This window comes from Pseudomonas defluvii (assembly GCF_001695625.1).
In the GTDB taxonomy this organism is placed as follows: Bacteria; Pseudomonadota; Gammaproteobacteria; order Pseudomonadales; family Pseudomonadaceae; genus Aquipseudomonas; species Aquipseudomonas defluvii.
Genome location: NZ_MBPN01000109.1, coordinates 1 through 16,431 on the forward strand (window position 1 = coordinate 1; position 16,431 = coordinate 16,431).

The window sequence follows — 16,431 nt, forward strand, 5'->3', positions numbered from 1 at the left end:
CGCTGAGAGCATCCTTGCCTACTTCGACCGGCCAGGAACCAGCAACGGTCCAACAGAAGCTATCAACGGGCGACTTGAGCACTTACGAGGTACCGCCTTGGGCTTTAGAAATTTAACCAATTACATAGCCAGGTGCTTGCTGAAGTCAGGAGGGTTTAGAAATCAGCTACACCCTTAAATGCGAAGAGCCAGATATTGTCCATACCAGGTGATCTAAATATATGGTCCAGTTCTGCTGTATTTGCTCAGGGCTGCCGTCAATTCGACGCCGGCAATTCAACTAATTATTTAGCAGAGTACTTCGCACCGATCGTTCGTCTCGCCCGCTACCTAGGTGGTGAGGAGCCGCCTGAGCGTCACGGTGGCGGCGGCCATCGTCACAATGGCGGTTCAAACAGCGCAGGCCTAGGCGTACTAATTAGCCAAGGTGCTACCGAGTTCCCGCTTGATGATCCGGACGACCCAGACTTGCTCCCTGGATATATAAGCTTCGCGGTGTCTCAACCGCTCGACGATGATTTAGATGAAGCACTGCCGCCGGGAGAACTAACCGCAGCAAGTGAAATATGTTTGATCGATACAAGGGGTGAGGTCAGGCCATATGTAGCTGAATTGCTCAGCCATGAGGGCATGCTTGCTCATATTGCTCGCAGTAGGCAGTTTTTGCCTTTTGGCTACAACCTGCTCACGCAGTATGAACTAGCAAACCTGCTGTTCGGTGTCACTGATGAATTTCTATTCTGTCGGGAACGAATTCGTAATGCCCCTGGCCAGGAGCAGACACAGATACGGAGGCGCTTGGAGGCACTGCTGGTACTTCATCTCATGCTCTGGTTCGGTCGCTCACTCGAGGACTGCAAAAAACTACGGATAGCTGAGCGCAATGCTCGCCCGAGCTCGGTGCTGGAGTTGGTTCTGACTGATGAGACAGGGCCGGCGGAGTTCAGATTTTTTGCACCGACGCCAGACTATGCAGCGGAAGAGCTCCTGCCTCGAGATGCCGTTCGAGCATCTCAGCCAACAATCTCGGTACCGGACATGGTTGGGGCGGCTGCGCTTGTTATGGCAATCCGAGACTTGTCGCCGGTGAATGGCTCTGCAGTTATCACTTGCAAGATTAAAGACGTCGAGCGTGAAATCCGCACCTTGTTGAGCGAGCTTGGGGGCGAAGATCCTCGCTACACGGTGCACAAAGTGCGCTCCTACCTTCATCGCCAAATCATCGCAGACTCTCATGATGTGGTTGCAGCCACCATGCTATGTGGGATGCCCTGTATTTCGGCAAACACAGCGCTGTATTACAGCCAGTTCAGCATCAACCATCTGCGACGCCTGTATTGCCAATCAGTACAGCGAGTGTTGACTGCGGTTTATGCCACCGTAGGATTGGAAGCCCCTAGTGCATCGATTCTTGCTGTTCCTGAGGTGGCCGTTGGTGCCCGAAACTGCCTTAGGGTGGATACGGTAAAAGCTAATCTTGCTGCATTGCTGGCAGTGCTGCGTAAACGCCCCCGAAAAGGCCTCCAACAGCTCGTTCACTGGCACAACTGTTTGTCGCTGTGGACGGTTCAAATGTTTTTTATGGCGACTGGGTGTCGAGCTATTCGCGACCCGTTGAAGCAGGAAGACGAATTTATATCGCCTGGGTGGCACGGCGCGCTGGGCGACAAAGGCTCAGATGATGGGCATATGAGTCGCCTGGTAGTGTTAACTGACCTATTAAGAAGACAGTTAAAGGCCTATAAGGCTCACTGCAGGGCAATTACCGGACAACTCGAGTTACATGCACCGGTTCCTACCAACGGATTTTTCCTGCGCTTTACCGATGATGGTTGTCTTTCCTACGAGGAAATCCGGCCGCTCCATATCAAAGCCGTAATGCGCCAGATTGAGGGTTTCACACCTCATCCAGTGAATGGATTCCGCAAATTCTTGAGGACTGAGCTCGCCGAGCGCGGATGTCCGCCTGAGACACTGTCGGCTCTGATGGGTCATTGGCTGAGCGGCGAAGAACCACAAGATATTTACTCGAGTTTTTGCCCGCGTACCTATGTCCAAGGCCTTCATAGCCACTTGTTGCCACTGATGCGGGAGCTAGGCTGGACGGTTCGCAACAGCCACCTGGTTGTGGGGGCTGATGTATGAATAGCTCACGTCTTTCGGATGAAATGCTATCTGTTGTCTGGAGCCCGGAAAAACACGATCCAGAGTGGAAAAATGAATATCTTCTGAAACTCCAGGAACGCTGCAAAGATTCCGGCAACAGCATCGGTGAATGGCTCTGCGGACAACGTTCGCTGCGTAATTTCCCCCTCAGAGAGATGCAGAATCTCGGGAGTCAGCTCGAAGGCTCAACATTACGTAACACGCTGCGAGAAGTGACGCATCGGGCGCAGCGTTTTAATCCGAGCTTGCCGCTGGCTCAGGTAGCGATCGAAACTCAGCGCCGCCCTAATCCGATTAATCCAGACCTATACAACTCAGAGAATCTGTCGGCCAGTCAGGACATGGTTGATTCGCTGGAGCGCGCCATCAGGCGAGATCTAGAACAACTCACGCCCCATGAGCGGATCGGGCTGCTTCTTCTGAGTGCTAGCTACTACGGTGCTCTGATCGACATTCCCCAGCTGAGCGCGCTGACTCAGCTTGACCCTGGACAGGTCATCTGGATATCCGGAATACCAGAGTTCCGGCTACCGCTCTCAATCCGAGGTCAACCTGAGGCTGAGAACCGGCAGTGGTTCCCAGACCCGATAACGCTGTCGCTTCTGTCGCGCTGCGCTCCAGATCTGGCCGAGAACAGGCCTTATCTGGATCGAAAGGGCGGAAAACTTAAATGTATTCAAGCGGCTCTGGCCACAGGAGGAATTTGCCCTGAGAACCAGCCTGGCTCTCTGGAGCGAGTGTTTGAGTTGTTGCGTATTCAACGTCAAACACAATTGCCACAGCTACTAATGAATTACTCCACGAGGTCCAGCTATGTGACGCATTCGGTTTTGTCGGACTCTTGGCAGCATTTGCACGGAAATGCACCGACTCCAAAAATCGAAGAAAAACAAAAACGGAAAAAACACCGGTTTCGTAGGCCCGAGAAAAATGTTCCCGAGTGGTTGACGGCGCTATGTCGAAAAGTCCGGAAAGAGCAAATTGTCGCACTCGATAATGAGCCGCCACCTAAAAGTCTTGAACAGCTGATCGGTAGTTTTGCGTCGTTTCTATGTCACGGACGCTCGTTTTACGGTAATCCGTTGAAGCCCAAAACAGTTGCTAACTATGTTCGAATCGTCGGTGTTGGGTTGGACAATTTTCTGTCTGTAGAGTCCGTCTTGGATGTTCCGCCGGACGCGCTGGAGGAACTCTATGAGCTGATGCTGGAGGCCCAGCCCACACCACCTATGAAGAGGAATCTAGCCAAAGGCATTTTGGAGTTCCATGGCTACCTGCAGAAAAGATTTTCGTATCCACCAATCAGCCCCTATGCCGCGTTAGGTATTGGAAAAACGCCTCCGTTCGTCGATGCCCAAATCGTCAGCGAAGAACAATATCGCCTAACGTTGCGAGACTTGGCTACAGGCACGCTGAGCCAGCGCTCACCACGCCTCTCTATGGTCGCGCAGGCCATGGTGATTTTCGGTTTTCGCCTAGGACTGCGTCGTAATGAGGCGCTGAAATTGCTGCGTCGTGATTTGCAATTACCTGCGCTGCCTGCTGCACGGGCCTCTGCAGTAAGGAAACGACATCCAAACCTTAAGCTGCTTTCGCCTGACCAACTAACTGCCCTCGAGCTGCCGGTCAATTTGCATATTCGTCCGCATGCTCAGCGCGCGTTAAAAACACGCAACTCAACACGTACGCTGCCACTTCACGTTTTGCTTGAGCCGGATGAGTTGCAGCTGATTGAACGCCTTGCCCAGCTGCGCGATGACGAAGAGCGGAAGAGTCCATATTCGCAATTCTTGTTCTGTATCCCGGAATTCCAGACTCGATGGGTATCTGAATCGACACTGATGCCGGCCATTCATGATGCTCTACGCCGGGTAACTGGGTGCAGCGATATGCACTATCACCACCTGAGACATTCCGGTGCGACGTGGTTGATGTTCAAGTTAGCCGCGTCAGCATTCGGTGTTAGTCAGCAGGCTGGATTGCTATTCGGCGAGCATCCGCAAACCATGAAATGGCTGCTGGACACAGAACGGCTAAACCGAGCATTTTTCCACTCCCCGGAGGCCCCCACCCGACGGGTGATCCATATCACCAGCGCTGTGCTCGGGCATGCGAGCCCCAAAACATCTCTGCTGCACTACGTCCACTGCATGCCATGGTTATCGGCGCTGTGCTGGCAGTGGAATCCTGAATTTTGGCCGCCTGGCCATGTCATCGCGCAAATTGCCCAAGTCAGTTTGCCAAACAAGCCGGACGACCTACCTGCACCAGACCTGCCTGCAGAGATTCGGCACATGCAGCGAATCATCGGCCGCATGAAGGTCTATAGGCACAGTAACCAAGGAAGAGTTAAGCGCCCACTGATTTCCCCTCAGAAGGGTGAAGGTGGGTGGGCACTGACGAGAATGAATGAAATCTCATCCATGCTCTCCTATGAGGCGTATGCGGAGTCCTCCGGGCAGTCGGTCAACATGGATTGGGTTGAGTTCACCGAAGCTGATCGATCGGCCATGTTGGAACGGGCGAGGTACATCAGCCACCTCGGTAAGCATCGCCTTCAGAGCCCAACGACGTCTGACTCAAGTCATAGAATTGAACTTGCCCCAAGGCCGCCTAAACACGGAGGTCTGGCCGGGGTAGCGGCCTATGCGGATCGGCTCTACCGCCTACTAAGCAGCCGGTATAAAGCCAAAGCTGGCCGAGTACTGGACGACTTTGTGGAGCGCTGCTGGGCGAGCGAGACGACACTGCGTTTCTACTCCGGCAAGGATGAGCAGAGTGCCCGTGAGTATCTCTGGCTGCTATCTGAACTGGGCATCCCTTTGGTTGATACTGAGTTCATCATTTACGACACGCGCACGCCAAGGCAAACCAAAAGCAGTTGGCGAACGGTTCTGGGGAAACCTCGCTTGAAGTTCATTGAGCAAGTTCCAGAGAATCGAAGCACCCAGAACAGCCGCTTGGGTATTCGAGTGACACTGCGTTTACCAGGTGTAGCGCTCACAGCTCAGGAGCAGAACCAACACTCCGGCGCAGCCCTGCGCTACCTGATGCTGATGGCCTCCATCGACTGGCATTTCCGAGCCTGACCAAGTCCGGAGGGCGTTCAGCCCTCCGGTTCATCCTGCAGTTCCAGCAAGTCTCCCACCTGGCAGTTCAGGTACTGGCAGATCGTTTCCAGGTCCTTGAGCTCCACCCTCTGCGCGGTCTCGTGATAGAGCCGCGTGAGGGTTCCGCGGTTGATCCCCGTGTCCCTGACCACGTCACTGATCTTCAGTTTCCGCTCGCCCAGTAAGCGAGATAAATGGCACTTGACCATCCTAATCTCCAAAAATGATCTATAGAAGATCATTTTGTCCTTGCAAAGCTCAAAATGAGCGTTATATTGATCCGCAGGAGATCATTATGAGCATCCAGAAGCTCATAAGAATCCGCTGTCGTTCAATTTAACAGAGAGGGCATAGCCATGTCTCACACATACCTGACTACCGAAGAGTTGGCCACGCGAATGAAGTACGACGCGCGCACCATCCGTAATCGCTTGAAAGATTCAGTCCTGCTGGAAGGGATCCACTACTTCCGTCCCTTTGGCGGCCGCAAGATCCTTTTCATCTGGGAAGCCGTCGAAGAAGACATGCAGAAATTCTCGCGGACTTCCGGGCTGGTGCCGATGGCCGGAGGGGGTATCTGCCATGGGTAAGATTCGAGCGCGTGCCGACAACGAGAAGTTGTTTTTTGACTTCACCTACCTGGATCAACGCTGCCGCGAGCAGACCACGCTGCCTGATACGCCAGCTAACCGGAAAAAGCTGCAGAAGATCCTGGAGCGCATCGAAGCAGAAATCACCCTTGGGAGCTTCAACTATGCCACCTACTTCCCTCAAAGCAGCAAAGTACTGGAGATCAGTAGGCTGCAGGCTGGCTGTGCATCGCTGAAAACACCACTGTTCAAGGATTTTGCCGAACTGTGGTTTGAGGAGATGAGGGTCGAGTGGCGTGATACGCACGCCAAAACCGTACGCCTTACTCTCGATAAGCACTTGCTGCCTGAGTTTGGCAAAAAAGAGGTCAGCTCCATCACCAAAGCAGAACTTCTGTCTTTCCGCTCGGCACTCGGCAAAGTCCCCGGGCAGAAAGGTCAGAGTCTGACAGCGACGCGAATCAACCACATCATGACGCCATTGCGCATGATCCTTAGTGAGGCAGCTGACCGGTTCGAGTTTACCTCGCCATACCTCAACATCAAATCACTGAAAGTCCCCAAGACAGACGTAGAGCCTTTCACTCTGGATGAGGTGCTGCAGATTCTCGGTGCCGTGCGTGAGGACTTCCGCAACTACTACACCGTGCGCTTTTTCACAGGACTGCGCACAGCCGAAGTTGATGGTTTGCAGTGGAAGTACGTCGACTTTCAGCGTCGGCAGATTCTGATCCGTGAAACCTGGGTGGGCGGCAAGCTCGACTACACCAAGAATGACGGCTCACAGCGCGAAATCGATATGTCCGAGCCGGTTTACCAGGCGCTTCTTGCCCAGCGGGAGAAAACCGGCAGCGGCCAGTTCGTCTTCTGCACCCGCGAAGGTACGCCGCACGCATACCGCAACATCAATGACCGGGTTTGGTACCCGCTGCTGCGTCACCTGGGTTTGCGCAGGCGGCGTCCCTATCATACCCGCCATACAGCCGCGACCCTTTGGCTGGCTGCCGGTGAAAACCCGGAGTGGATCGCCCGGCAGATGGGGCACACCACCACTGAGATGCTGTTCCGTGTTTATTCGCGTTATGTGCCCAACCTGACCCGCCGTGACGGCAGTGCATTCGACAACCTGATTAGAGCCAATCTCAAGGCCTGAGGAGCTTACACATGAAACTGATCAAACGTGACAACGTGACCCCTCTGCATCCATCGATGGAGGCCCGCGAGCATAAGTACCTCAAGCATCTGGCCTCAGCCATGAGTCACTACCTTGAGAACCCTTATGGCACAGAGCTTGTTTGCATCCTTGGCTCCGGCTACGAGAAAGATAATCGGCATGCCCTAGAAACCTGGGTCGCTTACCACCGCAACGAAGTTTTCGAAAAACGCCTGGAGGGTCGTAGCCCGCTGGACTTCCTGATCGAGAAGCTTGAAAGCCTGTTGGGTAACTAAGTTCGAAGGGGCCGAAAGGCTCCTTCGCTGTATTTGCGGCCAAACAAACAGCGATTACACCGCCAGCGCAGCTGCATTGGTTAAGATGCGCCCCATACCTGCAGGCCCCAACCACGGCTATCAACTAGGCCGCGCCTCGGATTTCAATCCGCGCTATGCGGTGGATACCCGCTGCCTGTGGCAATTCCTGCAGGACAGCCAGGGCGATGAGCTGGAGCGCCTCAAGCAGCGCTACGAGGACTGGGACCTGCGCATTCTGGAGCGCTTCGACCGGCTGGCGAAGAAGTACGGCGTGCTGCACCTGCTCAAGCGCGGCCTGTCCATCGATGATGTACACCTCAACCTAATTTACCCCGCGCCATTGGCCAGCAGCTCGGCATGGGTCAAACAGCAGTTTGCGGCGAATATCTTCAGCAGCACCCGCCAGGTGCGTTACTCCTCGAGTAATCCGCTGGAAGAGATCGACCTAGTGCTGTTTATCAACGGCTTGCCCTTCGCCACCCTGGAACTGAAGAACCCCTGGACGGGCCAGAATGCCCGTTATCACGGGCAGAAGCAGTACAAGCAGGACCGCGACACGGGCCAACCGCTGCTGCAATTCGGCCGTTGCTTGGTCCACATGACGGTGGATACCGACGAGGTCTACATGACCACCAAGTTGGCCGGTGCCGCGACGTTCTTCCTGCCGTTCAACAAGGGCCACAACCACGGTGCCGGCAACTCGCCCAACCCGGCTGGGCATAAGAGCGCCTACCTGTGGCGGGAGATCTTCAGCCGCGAGAGCGTGGCCAATATCATCCAGCACTTTGTGCGCCTGGACGGCAGCAGCAAGACGCCACTGGCCAAGCGCACGCTGTTCTTTCCGCGTTACCACCAGCTGGATGTGGTGCGCCGTCTGGTAGACCATGCCAGCCAGCACGGCGTGGGTCAGCGCTACTTGATCCAGCATTCGGCCGGCTCGGGCAAGTCCAACTCCATCACCTGGGCGGCCTATCAGCTGATCGAAACCTATCCGGCCTCGCTGGAGGTTGCTGGCGCGCGTGGCCTGGATGTGCCGCTGTTTGACTCGGTGATTGTGGTGACCGACCGCCGCCTGCTGGACAAGCAGTTGCGTGAGAACCTGCGCGAGTTCTCCGAGGTGAAAAACATCATCGCCCCGGCGCTGAAGTCATCCGACCTCAAACAGGCGTTGGAGCAAGGCAAGAAGATCATAATCACCACCATCCAGAAGTTCCCCTGGATCGTCGATGGCATTGACGACATGGCCGGCAAGCGCTTCGCCGTGATCATCGATGAGGCGCACAGCTCGCAGGACGGCAGCAGCCACGGGACGATGAATTCGGTGATGGGCGGCGACGATCAAGACGACACTCAGGAGAAGATCCTCAGCGCCATCAAGAACAGCAAGATGCGCGGTAATGCCTCGTACTTCGCCTTCACCGCCACGCCGAAGAACAGCACGCTGGAAAAATTCGGTGAGCAGCAGGCAGATGGCCGCTTCGCACCCTTCCACCTGTACTCGATGAAACAGGCCATCGAGGAGGGCTTTATCCTCGATGTGCTGGCCAACTACACCACTTACCGCAGCTACTACGAGATTCAGAAGTCCATCGAGGACAACCCGCTATTCGACAAACTGAAGGCGCAGAAGAAGCTGCGCGCCTATGTCGAGCGCGACCAGCAGACCATCGACGTCAAGGCCGACGTGATGCTGGAGCACTTCATCGAGCAGGTGGTCACGCCGAAAAAGCTCAAGGGTCAGGCCAAGGGCATGGTCATCACCCAGAACATCGAGTCAGCCATCCGTTATCACAAGGCCATCATCCGTCTGCTGGCGGCGCGCGGTAATCCATTCAAGGCGCTGATTGCCTTCTCCGGGGAAAAACTGGTTGATGGCATCGAGTACAGCGAAGCCGGCATCAACGGCTTTGCCGAAGGGGATACGCGGGACAAGTTCGACACCGACGAGTACCGCTTACTGGTGGTGGCCAACAAGTACCTGACCGGCTTCGATCAGCCCAAGCTGTGTGCCATGTACGTGGACAAGAAGCTGCAGTACGTACTCGCCGTGCAGGCGCTGTCGCGCCTCAATCGCGCCGCGCCGAAGTGGGGCAAAAAGACCGAAGACTTGTTCGTTCTGGATTTCTTCAATCAGGTGGAGGACATCAAGGCCTCCTTCGACCCGTTCTACACCGCCACCAGCCTGTCCGGCGCTACGGACATCAATGTATTGCACGAACTCAAGGACCAATTGGAAGAGGTCGGCGTCTACGAATGGTCGGAGGTGGAGGCATTTGCCACGCAGTACTTCGACAATGTCGATGCCGAACAGCTGGCGGTGCTGATCGATATCGCCGTTGAGCGCTTCGACGTGGAACTGGAGTTGGAGGATGAAGCCAAGGTCGATTTCAAGATCAAGGCCAAGCAGTTCGTGAAGATCTACGGCCAGATGGCTTCGATTATGCCGTACGAGATTGTGGCCTGGGAAAAGCTGTTCTGGTTCCTCAAGTTCCTAATCCCGAAACTCAAGGTCAAGGACAAAGACGCCGACGAAATTGATGCCCTGCTCAACTCGGTTGACCTGGCGTCCTATGGGTTAGAGCGGGTAAAGCTGAACCACAGCATTGCGTTGGATGACGCGGAAACCGAACTGGATCCCGCCAACCCAAACCCGCGCGGGGTACATGGCGGCGAGCAGGAAAAAGACCCGCTGGACCAGATCATCCAGAGCTTCAACGAGCGCTGGTTCCAAGGCTGGGGTGTGACCACGGAAGAAAAGCGCGTGAAGTTCCTGAGCATCCTCAAAGGTATTCAGGAACACCCGGACTTTGAGCCCAAGTACCAGAAAAGTCAGGACGAAGACCACCGTGCCCTGGCGTTCGAGAAGATCTTCGAAGAAGTGATGCTGATACGCCGCCAGGATCTAGAGCTTTACCGCCTGGTAGCCAGTGATGCGGCGCTCAAGTCGTCGTTGCAGCAGAGCATGAGAGGCATGTTGGGGTGAACTGGTTACAGGCTAGGTGCGCTGAAGCATTTCCGGTACACACGGCTAGTACTCAGTAAAACGCTTGGGACATAAACCGTGCGCAACGGTAAGGCACGGTTTAGGCACAGAATTGGCACAGCCCGAAAATCAGCCTAAAACGAGCCATTCAGGCAGTACTCATTGGCCGCTTCAAAAGCAGTTGATTTGATTTCGGAGTGTGGCTGTAAGTTGGAGCGAGCTGAAGAATCGTTCTTTTACAAAAAGATCGATAAATCAATGAGATATGGCGCACCAGGCGGGATTCGAACCCACGACCACCGCCTTCGGAGGGCGGTACTCTATCCAGCTGAGCTACTGGTGCGTAATTGTTGCGGCGGTCATTTGACCACTAGCTGTCACCCTTCTCAACCCGACGAGTATTGCCTTCGGAGGGCAGTACTCTATCCAGCTGAGCTACGAGTGCAACGCGGGCGCCATGATACCCATCTCACCTGTCGGCGTCCATCGTCAGAATCTGTAGTCGATTTCGCACACTGAAGGGGCTATAAGTGACGTTGATCCGAAAAAAGGTTCTTTGAGCAGCTTTTTGTTCTTTTTTTCGAACAGCCTATTGTCCTTTAACCCCTTTAATCCTAGGATTCGTTTGAGATTTCAAACGCTCTTGCGTGGTGCCTGATCCTGCGACGGTGGTTTCGTGGGCTGGCCCGGTGTGTGAATTCCTGACGGCAGCCCCACCTGAGGGCTCCTTTTTTACAATCAACAATTCGCTCCGTGTGCGCACGGTGCTGTTAAGGACGCCGACATGCAGCTTAAAGACGCCCAGTTGTTCCGCCAGCAAGCCTATATCGATGGTATCTGGCTGGACGCGGACAACGGTCAGACGATCAAGGTGAACAACCCGGCAACGGGCGAAATCATCGGCACCGTGCCGAAGATGGGCGCCGCCGAGACCCGCCGTGCCATTGAGGCCGCCGACAAGGCGCTGCCAGCCTGGCGCGCACTGACCGCCAAAGAGCGCGCTGGCAAGCTGCGTCGTTGGTTTGAATTGATGATTGAGCACCAGGATGACCTGGCGCGCCTGATGACCACCGAGCAGGGCAAGCCACTGGCCGAAGCCAAGGGCGAGATCGCCTATGCCGCTTCCTTCATCGAGTGGTTCGCTGAAGAAGCCAAGCGCGTTTACGGCGACACCATTCCTGGCCATCAGCCAGACAAGCGCCTGATCGTTATCAAGCAGCCAATCGGTGTTACTGCCGCGATCACCCCGTGGAACTTCCCGGCGGCGATGATCACCCGTAAAGCCGGCCCAGCCCTGGCCGCCGGTTGCACCATGGTGCTCAAGCCTGCTTCGCAGACCCCTTACTCGGCCCTGGCCCTGGTTGAGCTGGCGCACCGTGCCGGCATTCCGCAAGGCGTGCTGAGCGTGGTGACCGGCAGCGCTGGCGACATCGGCAGCGAGCTGACCGGCAACCCGATCGTGCGCAAGCTGTCGTTCACCGGCTCGACCGAAATCGGTCGCCAGCTGATGGCCGAATGCGCCAAGGACATCAAGAAGGTTTCCCTGGAGCTGGGCGGTAACGCACCGTTCATCGTGTTCGACGACGCAGACCTGGATAAGGCCGTTGAAGGCGCGATCATCTCCAAGTACCGCAACAACGGCCAGACCTGTGTCTGCGCTAACCGTATCTACGTGCAGGATGGTGTCTACGATGCCTTCGCCGAGAAGCTGCGTGCAGCGGTCGCCAAACTGAAGATCGGCAACGGTCTGGAAGAAGGCACCACCACTGGCCCGCTGATCGACCACAAGGCTGTGGCCAAGGTCCAGGAGCACATTGCTGACGCCGTTAGCAAAGGCGCCAAGGTACTGACCGGTGGCAAGCTGATCGAGGGCAACTTCTTCGAGCCGACCGTACTGGTCGACGTACCGAAGACGGCTGCTGTGGCCAAGGAAGAAACCTTTGGCCCGCTGGCACCGCTGTTCCGTTTCAAGGACGAGGCCGAAGTCATCGCCATGTCCAACGACACCGAATTCGGCCTGGCCTCGTACTTCTATGCCCGCGACATGAGCCGTGTGTTCCGTGTTGCTGAAGCGCTGGAATACGGCATGGTCGGTATCAACACCGGTTTGATCTCCAACGAAGTCGCACCGTTCGGCGGCATCAAGGCTTCGGGCCTGGGCCGTGAAGGCTCCAAGTATGGCATCGAGGACTACCTGGAAATCAAATACCTGTGCATCAGCGTTTGATCGCCGGTTAACGTTTTACCTCTGCCAGCGAGGCGCGAGAGTGACGCCTCGCTGGCCTTTTTAGACACAAGCCGATACCTGGCGCCCCGGATCCTGTAGCAGTCGATCAGCGCATGCTGTGGCAGTTGAACCCCGGTCGCCCAAGCCTTGAAACTACGCCACTGTGTGGCGAATGAGGACATGTTCATGAGCAACAAGACCAACGAATCCTTGATGCAACGCCGTGTAGCCGCCGTCCCACGCGGTGTTGGCCAGATCCACCCAATCTTCGCTGACAGCGCGAAGAACGCCACTGTTACCGACGTTGAAGGTCGCGAGTTCATCGACTTCGCTGGCGGTATCGCGGTACTGAACACCGGTCACGTGCACCCGAAAGTCATCGCCGCTGTTGAAAAACAGCTGCACAAGCTGACTCACACCTGCTTCCAGGTACTGGCCTACGAGCCGTACGTTGAAGTGTGCGAGAAGATCAACGCCAAGGTTCCAGGCGACTTCGCCAAGAAAACCCTGCTGGTCACCACCGGTTCCGAAGCCGTTGAGAACGCCGTGAAGATCGCCCGTGCCGCCACTGGCCGTACCGGCGTGATCGCGTTCACCGGCGCGTACCACGGTCGTACCATGATGACCCTGGGCCTGACCGGTAAAGTCGTGCCTTACTCGGCTGGTATGGGCCTGATGCCAGGCGGCATCTTCCGCGCACTGTACCCATGCGCACTGCACGGTGTGAGCGTCGACGATTCGATCGCCAGCATCGAGCGCATCTTCAAGAACGACGCTGAGCCAAAAGACATCGCCGCGATCATCATCGAGCCAGTACAGGGCGAAGGTGGTTTCTACGTTGCGCCTAAAGAGTTCATGAAGCGTCTGCGCGCCCTGTGCGACCAGCACGGCATCCTGATGATCGCTGACGAAGTACAGACCGGCGCTGGCCGTACTGGCACCTTCTTCGCGATGGAGCAGATGGGTGTTGCCCCAGACCTGACCACCTTCGCCAAATCCATCGCCGGTGGTTTCCCACTGGCCGGTGTTTGCGGCAAGGCCGAATACATGGACGCTATCGCCCCAGGCGGCCTGGGCGGCACCTATGCCGGTAGCCCGATCGCATGCGCCGCTGCTCTGGCCGTGATGGAAGTGTTCGAAGAAGAGAAACTGCTGGAGCGCAGCAACGCTGTTGGCGAGCGCCTGGTTGCTGGCCTGCGCAAGATTCAGGACAAGTACCCAGTGATCGGTGACGTGCGTGCCCTGGGCTCGATGATCGCCGTTGAAGTCTTCGAAGGTAAGGACTCCCACGCGCCAAACCCTGCCGCCGTTGCTCAGGTTGTAGCCAAGGCACGCGACAAGGGCCTGATCCTGCTGTCGTGCGGCACCTACGGCAACGTCCTGCGTATCCTGGTTCCGCTGACCGCGCCAGACGCACAGTTGGACAAAGGCTTGGCAATCATTGAAGAGTGCTTCGCCGAACTCGCGTAAACTGTGACGCGCTAAAGAAAAAACCCGCTTCGGCGGGTTTTTTTTATGCCAAAGGAATGGGCGGCGTACTAAGGTAGCCAGCAATGGACATCTTGGAAGGTGCAGTGGATTGCATGCAGACGTTTTCAGGAGAACCGTATGACTGTTGCAGATTCACCCGGCCAGCCCTGTGTGTTGATCGCCGAAGGCGACCCATGGGTACGAGACATGCTGACTCAGGTGTTGCTGGATGTGCGCTGTGATGCGTCCCTGCAGGTGTGCGCTGATGGTCATGAGGCGCTCTCTGCGCTGGCCACCCAGCCTGACCTGATCATTGCCTCGCGTGAATTGCCTGGGCTGGATGGTCTTGACCTGCTGCGCTCGGTGCGTGCCAAGCGCCGTCAGCCGCCGTTGCCGTTCATTTTGTTGAGCAGTCGTAGCGACAGTGCCAGTGTGCGAGAGGCCTTGCCGCTGGCGCCTACCGCGTACATGAGCAAACCCTTGAACATGGATTCGCTGCGTCAGCGTCTGGAGCAGCTGTTGCTTTCGGCCGGTGCACCAGTTGCCTGTTCTGTGCCGTCGCTGCCAGCCAGCATGACATTAACGCGTTTTCTTGAGGACCGCCGCGCTACCGCTGACGGTGGCCCGCTGCTGGCCGATGTTCAGAAGGCGGTCAAGCGCAGCCTGAAGGCACAAGGCTTGAATCTGAAGGTCCTGGAGGAAGAGATCCGCACCGATCCGCAGATCACGGCCGTGTTGATTGCAGCGGCCAACAGCGCTGCGGTGCATCATGACGGGCAGGTACAGTCCTTGTTGCAGGCCCTGAACAAACTGGGCTCGACCCAGAGCATGAACCTGATTCTCGGCCTTGCGCTCAAGCGCAGCGCCAAGCTCGATGATCCACTGCTGTCTGGCTATGCCGAGCGTTACTGGGCGCTGTCGTTGCATACGGCAGAGTATGCCCGCACCCTGGCGCGCATCCTTGAGCTGGATGAGGAACGCTGTTACTGCGCAGGTTTGCTCCATTGCCTGGGTGAGTTGGCGGTGTTGCGCTGCATGCAGGAATGGCGCCTGGCCGGTGGTGAGCTGGACGAAGCCAGTGTCGAGCTGGCCCTGTCTCAATCGGCGGCGGCCTATGGCTCGGCACTGCGTACACGCTGGCGCCTGCCGCTGGAGCTGCGTGAGTTGATCGCGGGGGTGTACCACCTTGGCGGTGGGGTCTACTCGCGGGAAGCCTTGGTCATGAACCTGGTCGGACAACTGGTGCACTTGCCCGCCGAGGCGTCGCTGGACACCATCGTCGAGAGCAAGGCAGCACGCCTGCTCAAGGTTGGCGCAAGCGAGTTGAGGCGTTTGCGCAGGGGGTGAGTGCCTGATTGCTGTCGCCAGCGCTCAGCCTAGAACAATCTGGTTCTTGCCTTGTCGCTTGGCCTGGTACATCGCCGCATCGGCACGGGCGAACAGGCTGTCGAGGGTTTTGTCGGTATCGACAATGCCGGTCAGCCCTTGGCTGACGGTTACCCCGAAGGTTTGATCTTCGTGACTGAAGCTCAGGCGTTGGATCTCGCGTTGCAAGCGCTCGGCAATGTGCTGCGCCATTTCCGGTGTGCAGTCAGGGAATATCGCGGCGAACTCTTCGCCGCCGATTCGTCCGAACAGATCACCGCGGCGCAGGACGGCTTTGCCGCTGTCGGCGATGCGCAGCAGCACCTGGTCGCCGGTCGGGTGGCCATAGGTATCGTTTATCTGTTTGAAGTCATCAATGTCCAGCAGCAGGAAGCACAGGGCGGTGTCATCCTGGCGGGCCTTTGCAAAGGCGCTGCGGGCACAGTCGAAGAAGTGCCGGCGATTGCTGCTCTGGGTCAGCACGTCGGTCGTTGCCAGGCGTTGCAGTTCACCTTCAAGCTGCTTTTTTTCGGTGATGTCTTCGGCGATACCAACCACGATTACCCGATGATCGCCGTCAGTCTGTTGGTTGATGAAGCACTTGTCACTGAGCCAGCGAAGCTGGCCGTCGGCTGTCAGGATGCGGTACTCGCGGTTTTCCACGGCGCCTTTGACCAGTACTTCGGCAAGGCTGCGTTCGGCGTACTCCAGATCTTCCGGGAAAACGCTGTTGCGCCACGCGTTGTAGTCGGCCAACAGCAAGTTGGCGGGGCGACCGAAGATACGCTCGTACGCCGGGCTGACGTAGAGCACCTTGCGGCTTTCCCAGTCAAAGGCCCAGAGCACGGCATTGACGCTGTCGAGCAACGAGCTGAACAGCTGTTCGCGTTCGCTCAGGCGAGCCACTTCACCTTGAGCATGCATCAGGTCCAGCAGGGTCTGAGCGGTCTCGGGCGGTGGGTGTTGGGGCATGGAGGTGGGCGTGTGCTTGACCATTGGCGCGCAGCTTCTCAAAAGGCAAGGGCGTGCGGCCACGACCCGGCCCGCCAC

The 16,431-nt window shown here is 56.7% G+C and carries 12 protein-coding genes and 1 tRNA gene; 10 read left to right on the forward strand and 3 right to left on the reverse strand.

Going from position 1 to position 16,431, the window contains the following annotated elements:
• From EKA13_RS22090 to EKA13_RS22100, 3 genes are all read left to right on the forward strand, one after another.
• A partial coding sequence (locus EKA13_RS22090) for a transposase (RefSeq protein WP_141685661.1) occupies nt 1–178 on the forward strand: 178 nt, incomplete at its 5' end.
• 17 nt (nt 179–195) lie between these two features.
• Nucleotides 196–2,145 (forward strand): site-specific integrase, encoded by a 1,950-nt coding sequence (locus tag EKA13_RS28440; protein ID WP_245704376.1) that lies wholly within the window; start codon nt 196–198, stop codon nt 2,143–2,145.
• The gene (locus tag EKA13_RS22100) at nt 2,142–5,255 is read left to right on the forward strand and encodes a site-specific integrase (protein ID WP_065761375.1); all 3,114 of its coding nucleotides are present in this window, start codon (nt 2,142–2,144) and stop codon (nt 5,253–5,255) included. Before EKA13_RS28440 ends, EKA13_RS22100 begins: the two co-directional genes overlap by 4 nt.
• Nucleotides 5,256–5,272: 17 nt before the next feature.
• On the opposite strand, the gene EKA13_RS22105 is transcribed toward EKA13_RS22100, so the two are convergent.
• On the reverse strand, nt 5,273–5,485 hold the full coding sequence (locus tag EKA13_RS22105) for a helix-turn-helix domain-containing protein (RefSeq protein ID WP_065761383.1): 213 nt from the start codon (nt 5,483–5,485) through the stop codon (nt 5,273–5,275).
• A 147-nt stretch (nt 5,486–5,632) separates the two neighbouring features.
• Here EKA13_RS22105 and EKA13_RS22110 point away from each other — a divergent pair, with 147 nt between their 5' ends.
• From EKA13_RS22110 to EKA13_RS22125, 4 genes are all read left to right on the forward strand, one after another.
• Nucleotides 5,633–5,866, forward strand: coding sequence for a hypothetical protein (locus EKA13_RS22110; protein ID WP_019341962.1), 234 nt, complete (start codon nt 5,633–5,635; stop codon nt 5,864–5,866).
• Complete coding sequence (locus EKA13_RS22115; RefSeq protein WP_065761376.1) at nt 5,859–7,019, forward strand: site-specific integrase; 1,161 nt, start codon at nt 5,859–5,861, stop codon at nt 7,017–7,019. Before EKA13_RS22110 ends, EKA13_RS22115 begins: the two co-directional genes overlap by 8 nt.
• An 11-nt stretch (nt 7,020–7,030) precedes the next feature.
• Nucleotides 7,031–7,315 (forward strand): hypothetical protein, encoded by a 285-nt coding sequence (locus EKA13_RS22120; protein ID WP_065761377.1) that lies wholly within the window; start codon nt 7,031–7,033, stop codon nt 7,313–7,315.
• 85 nt (nt 7,316–7,400) lie between these two features.
• On the forward strand, nt 7,401–10,319 hold the full coding sequence (locus tag EKA13_RS22125) for a type I restriction endonuclease subunit R (RefSeq protein ID WP_245704377.1): 2,919 nt from the start codon (nt 7,401–7,403) through the stop codon (nt 10,317–10,319).
• Nucleotides 10,320–10,585: 266 nt separating this feature from the next.
• Here EKA13_RS22125 and EKA13_RS22130 read toward each other — a convergent pair.
• Nucleotides 10,586–10,662 (reverse strand) — tRNA-Arg (locus EKA13_RS22130).
• Nucleotides 10,663–11,103: 441 nt separating this feature from the next.
• Between EKA13_RS22130 and gabD the strand changes: the two genes are divergently transcribed.
• The 3 genes from gabD to EKA13_RS22145 all read left to right on the forward strand — a co-directional run bounded on the left by gabD (nt 11,104) and on the right by EKA13_RS22145 (nt 15,363).
• Entirely contained in the window at nt 11,104–12,546 is a 1,443-nt protein-coding gene (gene gabD, locus EKA13_RS22135; protein WP_065761378.1) for an NADP-dependent succinate-semialdehyde dehydrogenase, read from the forward strand.
• A gap of 186 nt (nt 12,547–12,732) precedes the next feature.
• Entirely contained in the window at nt 12,733–14,016 is a 1,284-nt protein-coding gene (gene gabT, locus EKA13_RS22140; RefSeq protein ID WP_065761379.1) for a 4-aminobutyrate--2-oxoglutarate transaminase, read from the forward strand.
• Between the two features lie 138 nt (nt 14,017–14,154).
• Nucleotides 14,155–15,363: an HDOD domain-containing protein gene (locus tag EKA13_RS22145; RefSeq protein WP_065761380.1), complete on the forward strand. Its 1,209-nt coding sequence runs from the start codon at nt 14,155–14,157 to the stop codon at nt 15,361–15,363.
• Nucleotides 15,364–15,387: 24 nt separating this feature from the next.
• Here EKA13_RS22145 and EKA13_RS22150 read toward each other — a convergent pair whose 3' ends face one another.
• Nucleotides 15,388–16,377, reverse strand: coding sequence for a GGDEF domain-containing protein (locus EKA13_RS22150; protein WP_065761381.1), 990 nt, complete (start codon nt 16,375–16,377; stop codon nt 15,388–15,390).
• Nucleotides 16,378–16,431: the final 54 nt, after the last annotated feature.

What these genes read in the sequence shown, in the direction of transcription:
- EKA13_RS22125 (WP_245704377.1), top strand. Translation starts at nt 7,401, where the DNA reads ATGCGCCCCATACCTGCAGGCCCCAACCACGGCTATCAACTAGGCCGC.
- gabD (WP_065761378.1), top strand. Translation starts at nt 11,104, where the DNA reads ATGCAGCTTAAAGACGCCCAGTTGTTCCGCCAGCAAGCCTATATCGAT.
- EKA13_RS22115 (WP_065761376.1), top strand. Translation starts at nt 5,859, where the DNA reads ATGGGTAAGATTCGAGCGCGTGCCGACAACGAGAAGTTGTTTTTTGAC.
- EKA13_RS22110 (WP_019341962.1), top strand. Translation starts at nt 5,633, where the DNA reads ATGTCTCACACATACCTGACTACCGAAGAGTTGGCCACGCGAATGAAG.
- EKA13_RS22120 (WP_065761377.1), top strand. Translation starts at nt 7,031, where the DNA reads ATGAAACTGATCAAACGTGACAACGTGACCCCTCTGCATCCATCGATG.
- gabT (WP_065761379.1), top strand. Translation starts at nt 12,733, where the DNA reads ATGAGCAACAAGACCAACGAATCCTTGATGCAACGCCGTGTAGCCGCC.
- EKA13_RS22100 (WP_065761375.1), top strand. Translation starts at nt 2,142, where the DNA reads ATGAATAGCTCACGTCTTTCGGATGAAATGCTATCTGTTGTCTGGAGC.
- EKA13_RS22105 (WP_065761383.1), bottom strand. Translation starts at nt 5,485, where the DNA reads ATGGTCAAGTGCCATTTATCTCGCTTACTGGGCGAGCGGAAACTGAAG.
- EKA13_RS22145 (WP_065761380.1), top strand. Translation starts at nt 14,155, where the DNA reads ATGACTGTTGCAGATTCACCCGGCCAGCCCTGTGTGTTGATCGCCGAA.
- EKA13_RS22150 (WP_065761381.1), bottom strand. Translation starts at nt 16,377, where the DNA reads ATGGTCAAGCACACGCCCACCTCCATGCCCCAACACCCACCGCCCGAG.